A 12,332-nucleotide genomic window follows, 5' to 3' on the forward strand; every position below is an offset into this window, starting at 1 on the left:
GGTGTCACCACAGCTAACAACAACCACCACGCTTACCGGCGCCGCCGTAGCGGGCTTCCTGCCGTTCGCGGAAGAACTCTTCATACGTCATCATCGGCTCGCCGGGATGGGTGACTTCCCGGTGCGCCACATAGGTGTCGTACTCGGGCAAGCCGCACATGAGCCGCATGCTTTGCCCCAGATACCGTCCAGCCTTGATGATATCGGCTATCATCATTGCACCGTGGGCATGGCCTGGAATGGCGTTTCCTTGGTGCTCGGCTTGCTGTCGGCGCGCGCCTTCAGGATGGTGCGGATGCCGAAGAACAGCACGCTGACGACGACCACCACGAAGAAGGCTGCAAGGCCCGCGTCCAGGTAATCGTTGAAGATGATCTGCTGCATCTGCGCCACCGACTTGGCCGGCGCCAGCAGGGTGCCTTCATCGAGTGCCGCCGAATATTTCTTGGCATGGGCGAGGAAGCCGACGCGCGGATTGGCGTCGAAAATCTTTTGCCAGCCTGCCGTCAGGGTGCACAGCAGCAGCCAGATGGTTGGCGTGATGGTGACCCATGCGTACTGGCCACGTTTCATCTTGAACAGTACGCACGTGCCGAGGATCAGCGCAATCGCGGCCAGCATCTGGTTGGCGATGCCGAACAGCGGCCACAGGGTGTTGATGCCGCCCAATGGATCGACGACGCCCTGGTACAGGAAGTAGCCCCAGGCCGCCACGCACAGGCCCGTGGCCAGCAGGTTGGCGATGACGTTTTCCGTCTGTTTCAAGGCTGGCACGAAGCTGCCCAGCAAGTCTTGCAGCATGAAGCGGCCGGCACGCGTGCCCGCATCTACTGCCGTCAGGATGAACAGTGCTTCGAACAGGATGGCGAAGTGGTACCAGAAGGCCATCATGGCCTTGCCGCCGATGGCGCCGGACAGGATCTGCGCCATGCCGACGGCCAGGGTTGGTGCGCCGCCGGCGCGCGAGATGATGCTGTGCTCGCCCACGTCCTTGGCCGTTTGCGTCAGCATTTCCGGCGTCACATAGAAGCCCCACTGCGAGATCGCCTGTGCGGCGGACTCGGCCGTGGTGCCGATCAGGGCGGCCGGGCTGTTCATGGCGAAATAGATGCCTGGTTCGATGGTCGAGGCGGCCACCAGGGCCATGATGGCGACGAACGATTCCATCAGCATGGCGCCATAGCCGATGAAGCGGGCATGGCTTTCGTTTTCAATCATCTTCGGCGTGGTGCCCGAGGAAATCAGCGCGTGGAAGCCGGAGACGGCGCCGCAAGCGATGGTGATGAACAGGAAGGGGAACAGATTGCCCGACCAGACAGGGCCGGAGCCGTCGATGAACTTGGTCATGGCCGGCATTTTCAGGTAAGGCGCGACGACGATGATGCCGATGGCCAAGCCCAGGATGGTGCCGATTTTGAGGAATGTCGACAGGTAGTCGCGCGGCGCCAGCAGCAGCCACACGGGCAGGACCGAGGCGATGAAGCCGTAGCCGATCAGCATCCACGTCAGTTCCGTGCCGGTGAACGTGAACATCGGGCCCAATACCGCGTGTTCCTGCACGTACTGGCCGCCGATGATGGCCAGCATCAGCAAGACGAAGCCGATGATGGAAATTTCGCCGATGCGGCCGACGCGGATGAAGCGCGAGTACACGCCCATGAACAGGGCGATGGGGATCGTCGCCATCACGGTGAAGCTGCCCCATGGGGAGCCAGTCAGCGCCTTGACGACGATCAATGCCAGCACGGCCAGGATGATGACCATGATCATGAAGCAGCCGAGCAAGGCGATCATGCCGGGAATCTCGCCCAGTTCAGCTTTGATCAGGTCGCCCAGCGAGCGGCCGTCGCGGCGCATGGAAATGAACAGCACGATGAAATCCTGCACGGCGCCGGCGAACACGACGCCAGCCAAAATCCACAGCATGCCTGGCAGATAGCCCATCTGTGCGGCCAGCACGGGGCCGACGAGGGGACCGGCGCCGGCGATCGCCGCGAAATGGTGGCCGAACAGCACATATTTGTTGGTTGGCACGTGGTCGAGGCCATCGTTGTGCTTGAAGGCCGGCGTCATGCGACGCGAGTCCAGGCCCAGCACCTTGTCGGCGATGAACAGGCTGTAGAAACGGTAGGCGATCAGATAGACGCAGACGGCGGCGATGACGATCCAGATCGCGCTGATCGATTCGCCGCGTTGCAGGGCAACGACGCCCAAGGACCCGGCGCCTGCCAGCGCAAGCGCTGCCCAGCCGAGCTGTTTGAAAATGCGGTTCATGCTTCCTCCAGAGATGTGACGGGCGCTGTGCCGTGCGATGATGTGTGCTGCCGAGCCTGGTCGTCGCCAGTTTGGGTGTGAATTCGTGGTATCTGCAGCTTATGGCGAGTATTCAGGAATCGTATAATTGCCGCAAGCGCAGCACTACGCAGTAACGCTCAGTATTACTACGCAGACCGATCGCCGCGCCGCGACGTAAAATCACGCATTCCCACCAGCATCGACACCGCCCGAGCGCGCAAGGCCATGAAACTCAGACAGAAAGTCATCTTCCTCGCCATCACGCCGCTCATCCTCGCCCTGTGCGCCATCGTGTTCGCCGTGCGGCACCAGGCGATTACCCTGGCCGAGCAGCAGCGCGCCACCATCCAGCAAGCGTATTTGGCCAGCAAGGAGGCCGAACTCAAGCATTACGTGACCCTGGCCAGCCATTCCATCGCCTCCCTGTACCAGTCGGGGCGCAAGGATGACGCCACGCAAGAGGAGGCCAAGCGCATCCTGTCCGCCCTCAGCTATGGCGACGATGGCTATTTCTTTATCTATGATTTGCAGGGCAAGTCGCTGATGCATCCGCGCCAGCCCGAACTGGTGGGGCAGAACCTGTGGCAATTGCGCGACGCCGAGGGCAATCTGACCATCCAGCGCCTGATGCAGCGGGCCAAGAGCGGCGGCGGCTTCGAACGCTACAACTGGATCAAGCCGTCGACGAACAAGTCCGCGCCCAAGCTCGGCTATGTGATCCTGATGCCGGAATGGGGCTGGATGATGGGTACCGGCATTTATATGGATGACGTGGACCAGGCGCTGGCCAAGGTCGACGCCCAGCAGTCGCGCAATATCCGCTCGACCATGGAGCTGATCGCCGCCATCGCCATCCTCGGCTCGCTGCTGGTGGCCGCCTGCGGCCTCGTGCTGAACTTGCGTGAATTGCGCGTGGCCGATGCCAAGCTGAAAGTGCTGGCGCAGCGCGTGGTGGAATCGCAGGAGGAAGAGCGGGCGCGGCTGTCGCGTGACTTGCATGACGGCATCAGCCAGTGGCTGGTATCGATCAAGCTGCAGATCGAGGCGGGCATCGCGCGCCTGGGCGGCAATGCGGAACAGAAAGACAAGGCGCCCGCCACGTTCGAGCGGGCCGCCGAGCAGCTGAACAAGGTGCTGGGCGAGGTGCGGCGCATTTCGCACAATCTGCGCCCGGCCATTCTGGATGACCTGGGCCTGGCCGCCGCGCTCGACCACCTCGTGCATGAATTCAACGACAGCAGCAGCGCGCAAGCCAGTTTCACGGCCAGCCCCGCGGCGGCGGGCGAGGGCTTGCCCGATATGGTGAATACCGTGTTGTTCCGCATCGCACAGGAAGCGCTGACCAATTGCGAGCGCCATGCCCACGCCCGCGGCGTGGAAGTGAGTCTGCGCGAGGCAGGCAAGGCCGTGGAATTGCGCATCCAGGATAATGGCGGCGGCTTCGATTTCGACGGCATCGCCCTGCATCCGCAGCGCGGCATCGGCCTGCGCAACATGACGGAACGCATGGAAGCCATCGGTGGCGGCCTGCACATCACCTCGTCCCCTGCCGGCACCGTGGTGCTGGCGCGGCTCGAGCTTTCCTCCACATTAAAATAGAGAACCATGACCGAGAAGATCAACATCCTGCTGGTGGACGACCATCCCCTCGTGCGCGACGGCTTGCGCGCGCGCCTGGAAGCGGTGGCGCATTTCGACGTCGTGGCCGAGGCGGGCGGCGCCGACGAAGCATTGAGTCAGGCGCGCGCGCACCAGGTAGACCTCGTGCTGATGGATATCAATATGCGCGGCACAAACGGGATTGAAGCAACGGCGCTGTTCAAGCAGGCGTTTCCGCAGATCGCCGTGCTGATCCTGTCCATGCACGACAAGCTCGAATATGTGTCGCAAGCCATCGCCGCCGGCGCGCGCGGCTATGTGCTTAAAGATGCCCCTGGGAAAGATATTGTGTTTGCCATCGAGACCGTGATGTCCGGCGGCATTTATTACAGCGCCGCCCTGGCGCGGCAACTGTCTCGGCCGCAAGTCCACGATTCTTTCCTCACCACGCGCGAGCAACAGGTGCTGCAGCACATCGCGGGAGGCCAGTCGAACAAGCAGATCGCCCGCGCGCTGGACCTGAGCGTGCGCACGGTGGAGACGCACCGGCTGAACATCAAGCGCAAGCTCGGCATCGAAGGGCAGGCTGAATTGATCAAATACGCGGTCGAGCACGCCCATGGCGGCAGCGCCTGAGCAAGCGTGCGCGGCGCCGTGTTGTTGGCTAAGCCGCATGCCAGGCGGGTCTCGCGGGGGAATGTTCTTTTTGAACATCTATTGCCAAAATTAAACTGTTTCGTGGGTGAGATTCGGATAGAATGATTCTCGCTGTCGAGGGCATCCCTGTCGGGCCAGGGTTGCCAATGCTGGTCAGTTTATTTACTATGGCGCCCTACCCACACTGAGATACCGATGTCAGCGTCTGAATCAAACCTGTTTCCGTTGGTGGGATTACAAGCAGTGGCCAATGCTCATAACGAGTGGGTCGCTGTCACCTTGCATGTACCGCAGGCCTTGACGGCGCCGCTGCTGGCGGCGCTGGCCGCTGCCGATGCGTATGCCTTCCTGGCGCCGCTCGATTGCATCATTCCCCTGGCCGACCCGCATGGCGTGGACGAGGCCGTGCTGGCGCAACTGGCGCCGCAACGCACCATCTTCCGTTTGCCGGCCCAGCTTGCCGGCGACAAGCAACTCCAGAAAAAATGCCGGCAATGGCGCGACGCCGGCTACCGCATCCTTCTCGATGGCGCCGATGCCGGTCCCGTGGCGGCGGCGCAAGTCGACGCGCGCGCGCTGAGTTTTGACGCGGCAGGCGCACACCCGGCCCTGCATCAGCTGCTGCCCTTGCCGGGGCCGCACCTGGCCTACAACATCGCCGACGCGGGGCAGATTGCCTCATTGCAAGAACTCGGTGTCAGCTGGTTTGCCGGCGATTACGCCTTGCAGCATGCGCGCCAGCAAGGCGAGCCGGAAGACGCCACGTCGCGGCGCCGGCTGATGTCGCTGCTGGGCCTGTTGGCCCGCGATGCTGACGCGCACGAGCTGGAAGTGCCGCTCAAGCAAGACCCGGCCCTCAGCTATCATTTATTGAAACTGGTCAATTCAGCCGCCTTCGGTTTCACGGCGCCGATTACCAGCTTCAGCCAGGCCATTACCTTGCTGGGCCGGCGCCAGCTGCAACGCTGGCTGCAATTGCTGCTGTATGCGCGGCAACAGGACGATGGCAAGATCCATGCACTGCTGCCGCTGGCGGCCGTGCGCGCGGCGCAGATGGAAGCGCTGTGCCAGCTGCGCGGCGGCGACCGCGACGCGCAAGACCTGGCCTTCATGGCGGGCGTGTTTTCGCTGCTCGACGTCCTGCTGGGCATGCCGATGCAAGAGATCATCGCCACCCTGAACCTGGCGCCCGAAGTCAGCGCCGCCTTGCTTGAGCGCAATGGCGAGCTGGGTACCTTGCTGGCGCTGGTCGAAAGCGCCACGCCGCCGCCGGACGGCTTGCGCCGCGCCGGCATCGATGGAGAAACCTATTGGCGCAGCCTGCTGCAGGCCTACCAATGGGCCATCCAGGTCAGCCGGAACCTCTAGCATGACCCTGTTTCCGGTGTCGGATTTCCTCGGTGACAGCGCCGCCCTGTGCGACGCCGTCGTGCGTTTGCGCGGCCCCGCGCTGGTCGCTGAGCTGGGCCGTATCGCCAGCACGGTGATGGCCAGCCCGCATGGCCAGTTCCTGCCCGTGGCCACTACGGACGCCGCCGCGCCGGCCGTACCATTTCCCCGCGATACGCCCGCCCTGCTGCAGGAAGTCAGTTTCGACGGCCACTGTTTCGGCCATTACAGCGTGGCCGGCCGTCCGCTGTATAACGATGCCGACCGCCGCCACCTGGCCAGCCTGGCATCGTTGACGGCCGGCGTCCTGCAAGTGCATTCGCTGGCACAACGCTCGACTCATGCCTACGCGCAAGTCGAAGCCTTGCTGGCGCAGCAGACGCAAATCCTCGACCAGTTGCACGAATCCGTGCTGACGATGGACTTGACCGGCTACATCACCAGCTGGAACAAGGGTGCCGAGCGCCTGTTCGGCTACACCTCGGTGGAAGCCGTTGGGCGCAACATCCTGTTCCTGTACGAGGACGAAGACACGGGTTTCCACGATGCCTTCCTGGAGCAGGGAGGGCGCCTGATGGAGGTGCGCCGCCGAAAGAAGTCGGGCGAGATCTTCTGGGCCAGCTTGTCCCTGTCGCCGCTGCAAGACCTGGACGACAAGCCGATCGGACTCATCGCCTACCTGACGGACATCACGGAACGCAAGCTGGCCGAAGAGCGGCTGCACCACCTGGCCTATTACGACCCGCTGACCAGCCTGCCCAACCGCACCTTGCTGGCCAAGCTGGTCGACCAGGCCCTGAGCGTGGCGCAGCGCAGCAAGATGCTCGGCTGCGTGCTGTTCATCGACCTGAACCGCTTTAAACTGATCAACGACACCCTGGGCCGGCGCATCGGCGACGAACTGCTGCGCCAGGTCTCCCTGCGTTTCCGCCAGGTATTGCGCGACCAGGACCTGGTGGCGCGCCTGGGCGGCGACGAGTTCGCCGTCGGCCTGTTCGACATTGGCCAGCATTTCGAAGCGAGCATGGTGGCGCAAAAGCTGCTGGCCTCGCTGGTGGAGCCGTTCCTGATCGAAGGCCACGACTTGCGCGTGGGCGCCAGCATCGGCATCAGCGTCTACCCGCAAGACGCGCAGGACGCGGAAACCCTGCTGCGCCTGGCCGACATCGCCATGTACCGCGCCAAGCAGGACAGCGGCGGCGAAGCGGAAAGCGTGGCTTTCTACAGCCAGGACATGAACCTGGGCATGCAGGCGCGCATGCGCCTGGAAACAGGCTTGCGCCAGGCTTTGTCCGAACAGCAACTGCTGCTGCACTACCAGCCGAAATACGCCCTGGGCAGCGGCCGCATCATCGGCGCCGAAGCGCTGGTGCGCTGGCACCACCCGCAGCACGGCATGATCCCGCCCGCCGAATTCATTCCCCTGGCCGAATCGACGGGCCTGGTGGTGCAAGTGGGCGAATGGGTGCTGGAGGCGGCCTGCGCCCAGGCGCAAGCATGGAAACTGGCCGGCCTGCCGCCGATCCGCCTGGCCGTCAACGTCTCCGCCCGTGAATTCACGGCAGCCTTGCCGGCCAGAGTGGCGGCGACCTTGGCCCGCTACGGCCTGGAAGCGGCCTGGCTGGAACTGGAAATCACGGAAAGCACCCTGATGCACAACATCGAGAGAGTCATCGGCATCATGGACCGCATCACGGCCTTGGGCGTGGCCCTGTCCCTGGACGACTTCGGCACCGGCTACTCAAGCCTGTCCTATCTGAAACGCTTCCCCATCGATACCCTGAAAATCGACAGGTCTTTTACCACCGGCATCCCCACCGACGCCAGCGACTGCGCCATCGCCAGCACCATCATCAGCATCGCCCAGCAGCTGCACCATAAAGTGATCGCGGAAGGCGTGGAAACGGCCGAGCAACTGGCCTTCCTGAAGAGCTCAGGTTGCGACGAAGTGCAGGGCTACCTGTTCTCGCGCCCCTTGCCTGCGGTGGAGTTCGAGCGGGCGCTGCGGGAAAACTGGGGCGTATAAGGCAGGCGTGCCCGCTCTTTCCTGTCAGGCAAACGGTGCTAGCCATTGGTAAGCCACCGACCTTTATGTATAATGCTGCCATCTGGAAGCGTGGCCGAGTGGTTGAAGGCACTAGTCTTGAAAACTAGCGACGGGTTAAACTGTTCGTGAGTTCGAATCTCACCGCTTCCGCCAAGACATAAAAAATCTGAGTTACGTCGAACCTATACTGCCTGGTGGAAGCGAGCAGGGCGCCTGCGCGCCCTGCGTGTGAGATTCGAAGGGCTGGGCCTACCGGCCCAGCCCGCCCCGAATCCTCCATTTGCTGCCGCTGAGCGGCAGCCCCGCGCGCCGCAGGCGCGCGTTCGTGGTTCTAATCAGCTTTTCGACTGAGCCAGCTTCCACAGCATCCAACGCCTCAGTCCGAGTCTGAATGCCAGACCAGCTCATAGTGTAATAAACCAGACACAGGTTTGCGGACAATTAAACCACAGCAGCGCTGAACGACTCGGGCCGCCGCGCAAGCAGATGAGACAGTCGTTGCAGGCCCGCCTGCAAGCGTTCACGGTCCTTGATGCTGCCCAACGAGATCCGGATGGCATTCACGGAGTCGCTGCCAGTGGCGAATGCCTCCGCCGGCGTGACCGCGATGCCGGAGCTGGCGGCTGCACGCGCAAGCTGTGAAGAGTTCCAATACGCCGGCAACTCGATCCATACATGCAGGCCGTCACCCAAGCCGCTGTAGCGCCCCGCGAGAATATCGCGCGCCATCCGGTGGCGCAGGCGCGCCTCGTTGCGTACGCCTGCCAGCAATCCGTCAGCCGAACCGTCGAGTATCCACTGCGTGGCCAGTGCGGCCGTCAGAGGCGCGACCATCAGCGCAAAGGATCTGAGCGCGACCAGGAAACGTTCGCGCTCGAATGGGTCGCGTATCAGCACGAACGCGACACGCAGGCCGGGTGTCAGGCATTTCGACAGGGTGGAGATGTAGATCACCTGTTCCGGGGCAAACGTGGCAACAGGCGGCGGCGGGGCTTCGGCAAGCAGCCAGTAGGGATCATCCTCGACGATGCGCACATTGCAGCGCTGCGCGATGCTGGCGAGCTCCTTGCGCCGGCGTTCCGGCATGGTGATGGCGGTCGGGTTCTGTAATGTGGGATTGAGGTAGACCAGCCCGGGCTTGTGCTGGCGGCATGCTTGCTCGAGCATCTCGGGCAGCATCCCGTCCTTGTCCGCTTCCACGGCAATGACGTGCCGGCCGAATTGGCTTGCTGCGGCACGCAAGCCAGGGTAACTCATCGGCTCTGCCAGGATGACATCGCCAGGCTCCGTCAGCGCAAGGATCAATGCGGCGATCGCCGCTTGCGCACCGGGACAGACAAGGACCTGTCGAGCATCCAGATGTCCAAACATCGGTGCCAGCCATTTGGCCCCGGCCTGACGGTCGGAATCGCTTCCCCCTCCCAGGTGATAAGTCATCAGCAATTCATTATCTGCCCGCATCAATACCTGAGACAAACCTTGTTTCAGCATGTCGTCGAAGTCCACGCCATCGGGCGGTGGCGGGGTATTCATGGAGAGGTCAAGGATAGCGGTCAATTCGACTTTCGGCGCCGCGACATACGTGCCGCGAGCGCCGCGGCCCTCCAGCAAGTTGCGGCGTCTGGCTTCATCGTAGGCGCGTGTGATCGTCGTCAGGTCGACGTCCAGCTGCGCTGCCAGGTGACGCTGCGGAGGCAGACGGTCACCCGGTCTCAAGGATCCGTCTGCCACCGCCGCCTGCAAGGCATCGGCAATCTGCAAAAAACGTGGCCCCCCGTGCGGCGGCAATCGCGGCAACCAGATCGTCACATTGTCATCTTGTATGGCTTTCAACTGGGACATTTTGTCTCAATGTATGGAGATTGTTTTAAGGTAGTATGCCTTATAACGTGCAGCAACACCAATCTTGTATGGAAGTCGCTGACGTTTCTCCTCGCGCATCCGCATTCGGCACATCGCTGCGTCCGATGCCCTTGTTATTTCATGGGTAGCTATAATGGAAGAGTCAAACAGGATGCCTGGGGGATGGTTTGAACGGAAGCTGCTGAAGCAGCGTTTTGAGGCAGTGCTCCTCACGATAGATAGTGTCAAGTAATAGACTGGAAATACTTCAAATGATGGATTGGACACCTATAGTCTTCGTTACCTTCAAGGCTCTCGTGCTCGGCACGGGCATGTTCTTCGCCATCAAGTGGCATTACGATCAAGGCAAGAAGGACAAGGATAAGGCGAAGCAGAATCGCGCTGTGCTGCGCGCGAGCGGCAAGGTGGTCGCAGGCTTCATGCTATTGCTCATGGTCCTGGGACTCGTCACCTTCGTCGTTGTCAGGATGGTCGGTTTGGACATGACCTTCCCATGATGGCACCGCTTTGGCTGCGGATATCGAGTCATGCCGCAGCCATGACTCTCTGCCGCCATTTACGGGCCCGGCGCGCCGACCAGACTCGTATGTGTATTTTGTGGTGTTTTAAATAACACCAACCCACCAGCATGGTATATAACTAATAGATGTCACGTCATGTGTGACGCATGGGATTGGCGAGCCTTGTGCTCGCCCGAAAAACTCATAAGGAGAGCGCTATGCCAAAGTACGTTATTGAGCGTGATATTCCCGGGGCTGGAAAGTTGTCAGGGCAAGAACTTCAAGCCATTTCGCAGAAGTCATGCGGTGTACTAAGCAAGATGGGACCACAAATTCAATGGGTCCAAAGTTATGTTACCGGCGATAAAATCTACTGTGTTTACATCGCTGCAAATGAAGAACTGGTTCGCGAACATGCCCAGCTAGGCGGCTTCCCTGCAAGCCGCGTGTCGGAGGTCATCTCGGTCATTGATCCGACTACGGCGGAGTAGTGCCGCCCAAGTACTGTAGCCTCGTCCTTGGCGGAGCTTCGCTCTGATAATGCTGAACGTGGTCAAGCCGTTGCCGCCGCGCGGCAGCTCCGCGCGCTGTGGGCGCGCGTTCGATTATCTAATCAGATTTCGATTGAGCCAGCTTTCACAGCACCCAACACATCAGTTCGTTTCTTCAATCCTCACCTGATCATTTACGCGCGATCGGCCCCTTATCGACCGGCACAAACACTTCCCATTTATGTTGTATCGTGGGCTTTACGGTCTTGTCGCAATTCACAGCAACATTCGGTCCAGACAGGCCATGGCTCTTCGGAACCCATTTCACCCGCAAAGCTACCGCACATTTTGCCACCAGAATCTTCCGGTTCGGCTCCAATACCTGCCAGCTTGTTCCATTTTTGGAATTCTCGGCAGCCATGAATTTTACTGCTGCATCCCTGATTTCAAACAAGCCATGTATGTCACCGCGTGTCCGATCCTTGTCAAGCGTAGCAGCGAATGCCGATGCGGTACCGGCGGCAAGAACGCCGACAAGGGCGGTGCACACGCGTTTATTCAATCGTAACGGTAGCAACATATTTACTATCCAAATCGGCAACTTCGCCACCCTCACAAAATCAAGCCGCTTCACCGCGTCTATAAACAAACTCCTGACGGCCAATACCCTGCGTAACAAAGTCCGCATCCGGCGGTATGGTTTCCCAGAAAAACACATGTTTAAAAATGGGGATTTTGTTGAATTTTTTTGAGCGGAATATCCATCTGTTTTTCGTGAAATCGCTGTAGCGGTCGCCTTTGAACTGCTTGTGCACAGTGGTGAAAGGAAGCAACCTTTCCGCAATATCCGGGAATGAATAATCGGGATGGTTTTCCTTGAATTTCTCAAAAATTTCAAATTGATCTCTGCAGATAACTTGAATGGCAGTTTCCGGAAAGCGATAGCGCGGGGACCACAGGACGTTCCAGCCTGATTCGATTTCATTGATGAAATTCACCAGGCGCGGCGTCATGATATAGGCATCCGACTCGATATGGATGATCTTATCCACGCCTAATTCATTTGCCACCTTGACCGAGTGGAGAAAGCTACGCCACCAGCCAGGGTAGTCGGCCCCGCTTTGTCGTCCCAGATTGTTATCGAAGCGAATGATGAGATTTTTATCGCCATTCGACGCCAGCGGAGCGCTATGGGAAACTGTATTGATGATTTCGGCAGGTGGAAGAAATGGCGATCCATCATCAATCATTATCTTCTTTACCGCATTGATAGGAACATCTTTGTAATAATCGAGCCACCGCTGATACCGACTTCCCCATGATGGGGCATCTTTTATAAAGCTGGTGCAGAATATAATGGCTTTCATTTGCTCAGCACATTCTTTGTATTTGAAAAGTTCAGGTTATTCATGATTTGATCATTAAAATTTTCAACTATTTTAACAGATTGGAGGCGCCCTAATAACTGAATGGACATCCCGGCGATGCGGT

The 12,332-nt window shown here is 60.2% G+C and carries 11 protein-coding genes and 1 tRNA gene; 7 read left to right on the top strand and 5 right to left on the bottom strand.

What is annotated here, in order from left to right; all coding sequences use genetic code 11:
• Positions 1-13: 13 nt before the first annotated feature.
• Together AC4BCN_RS09450 and AC4BCN_RS09455 are read right to left on the bottom strand one after the other, a co-directional pair.
• The gene (locus AC4BCN_RS09450) at positions 14-214 is read right to left on the bottom strand and encodes a YbdD/YjiX family protein (protein WP_092718220.1); all 201 of its coding nucleotides are present in this window, start codon (positions 212-214) and stop codon (positions 14-16) included.
• Entirely contained in the window at positions 214-2,274 is a 2,061-nt protein-coding gene (locus tag AC4BCN_RS09455) for a carbon starvation CstA family protein (RefSeq protein ID WP_128140064.1), read from the bottom strand. The genes AC4BCN_RS09450 and AC4BCN_RS09455 overlap by 1 nt, the downstream gene beginning before the upstream one ends.
• Before the next feature lie 246 nt (positions 2,275-2,520).
• Between AC4BCN_RS09455 and AC4BCN_RS09460 the strand changes: the two genes are divergently transcribed.
• The 5 genes from AC4BCN_RS09460 to AC4BCN_RS09480 all read left to right on the top strand — a co-directional run bounded on the left by AC4BCN_RS09460 (position 2,521) and on the right by AC4BCN_RS09480 (position 8,140).
• Complete coding sequence (locus AC4BCN_RS09460) at positions 2,521-3,894, top strand: cache domain-containing protein (protein WP_490493146.1); 1,374 nt, start codon at positions 2,521-2,523, stop codon at positions 3,892-3,894.
• A 6-nt stretch (positions 3,895-3,900) separates the two neighbouring features.
• Positions 3,901-4,530 (top strand): response regulator transcription factor, encoded by a 630-nt coding sequence (locus AC4BCN_RS09465; protein WP_139090879.1) that lies wholly within the window; start codon positions 3,901-3,903, stop codon positions 4,528-4,530.
• A 264-nt stretch (positions 4,531-4,794) separates the two neighbouring features.
• On the top strand, positions 4,795-5,919 hold the full coding sequence (locus AC4BCN_RS09470; protein ID WP_490493147.1) for an EAL and HDOD domain-containing protein: 1,125 nt from the start codon (positions 4,795-4,797) through the stop codon (positions 5,917-5,919).
• A gap of 1 nt (position 5,920) precedes the next feature.
• A complete protein-coding gene (locus AC4BCN_RS09475; RefSeq protein WP_490493148.1) occupies positions 5,921-7,966 on the top strand; it encodes a putative bifunctional diguanylate cyclase/phosphodiesterase in 2,046 nt (681 codons plus the stop codon).
• A gap of 84 nt (positions 7,967-8,050) precedes the next feature.
• A tRNA-Ser gene (locus AC4BCN_RS09480) sits at positions 8,051-8,140 on the top strand.
• Positions 8,141-8,428: 288 nt separating this feature from the next.
• Here AC4BCN_RS09480 and AC4BCN_RS09485 read toward each other — a convergent pair.
• Positions 8,429-9,829 carry an aminotransferase-like domain-containing protein gene (locus AC4BCN_RS09485; protein ID WP_490493149.1) on the bottom strand — a complete coding sequence of 467 codons (1,401 nt, stop codon included), beginning with the start codon at positions 9,827-9,829 and terminating at the stop codon, positions 8,429-8,431.
• A gap of 272 nt (positions 9,830-10,101) precedes the next feature.
• Here AC4BCN_RS09485 and AC4BCN_RS09490 point away from each other — a divergent pair, with 272 nt between their 5' ends.
• Complete coding sequence (locus AC4BCN_RS09490; protein WP_128142543.1) at positions 10,102-10,347, top strand: hypothetical protein; 246 nt, start codon at positions 10,102-10,104, stop codon at positions 10,345-10,347.
• Between the two features lie 221 nt (positions 10,348-10,568).
• Positions 10,569-10,841, top strand: coding sequence for a DUF4242 domain-containing protein (locus tag AC4BCN_RS09495; RefSeq protein WP_490493150.1), 273 nt, complete (start codon positions 10,569-10,571; stop codon positions 10,839-10,841).
• A gap of 190 nt (positions 10,842-11,031) precedes the next feature.
• Here AC4BCN_RS09495 and AC4BCN_RS09500 read toward each other — a convergent pair whose 3' ends face one another.
• Complete coding sequence (locus tag AC4BCN_RS09500) at positions 11,032-11,421, bottom strand: hypothetical protein (RefSeq protein WP_338681385.1); 390 nt, start codon at positions 11,419-11,421, stop codon at positions 11,032-11,034.
• Positions 11,422-11,461: 40 nt separating this feature from the next.
• Positions 11,462-12,208: a hypothetical protein gene (locus AC4BCN_RS09505; protein ID WP_152546563.1), complete on the bottom strand. Its 747-nt coding sequence runs from the start codon at positions 12,206-12,208 to the stop codon at positions 11,462-11,464.
• Positions 12,209-12,332 lie beyond the last annotated feature (124 nt).

Source organism: Janthinobacterium sp. Bl 1, assembly GCF_058215535.1.

Bases quoted from the DNA above. Each gene is read 5' to 3' on its own strand.
- AC4BCN_RS09450 (WP_092718220.1), bottom strand. From the start codon at position 214: ATGATAGCCGATATCATCAAGGCTGGACGGTATCTGGGGCAAAGCATG.
- AC4BCN_RS09455 (WP_128140064.1), bottom strand. From the start codon at position 2,274: ATGAACCGCATTTTCAAACAGCTCGGCTGGGCAGCGCTTGCGCTGGCA.
- AC4BCN_RS09460 (WP_490493146.1), top strand. From the start codon at position 2,521: ATGAAACTCAGACAGAAAGTCATCTTCCTCGCCATCACGCCGCTCATC.
- AC4BCN_RS09465 (WP_139090879.1), top strand. From the start codon at position 3,901: ATGACCGAGAAGATCAACATCCTGCTGGTGGACGACCATCCCCTCGTG.
- AC4BCN_RS09475 (WP_490493148.1), top strand. From the start codon at position 5,921: ATGACCCTGTTTCCGGTGTCGGATTTCCTCGGTGACAGCGCCGCCCTG.
- AC4BCN_RS09485 (WP_490493149.1), bottom strand. From the start codon at position 9,829: ATGTCCCAGTTGAAAGCCATACAAGATGACAATGTGACGATCTGGTTG.
- AC4BCN_RS09490 (WP_128142543.1), top strand. From the start codon at position 10,102: ATGATGGATTGGACACCTATAGTCTTCGTTACCTTCAAGGCTCTCGTG.
- AC4BCN_RS09495 (WP_490493150.1), top strand. From the start codon at position 10,569: ATGCCAAAGTACGTTATTGAGCGTGATATTCCCGGGGCTGGAAAGTTG.
- AC4BCN_RS09500 (WP_338681385.1), bottom strand. From the start codon at position 11,421: ATGTTGCTACCGTTACGATTGAATAAACGCGTGTGCACCGCCCTTGTC.
- AC4BCN_RS09505 (WP_152546563.1), bottom strand. From the start codon at position 12,208: ATGAAAGCCATTATATTCTGCACCAGCTTTATAAAAGATGCCCCATCA.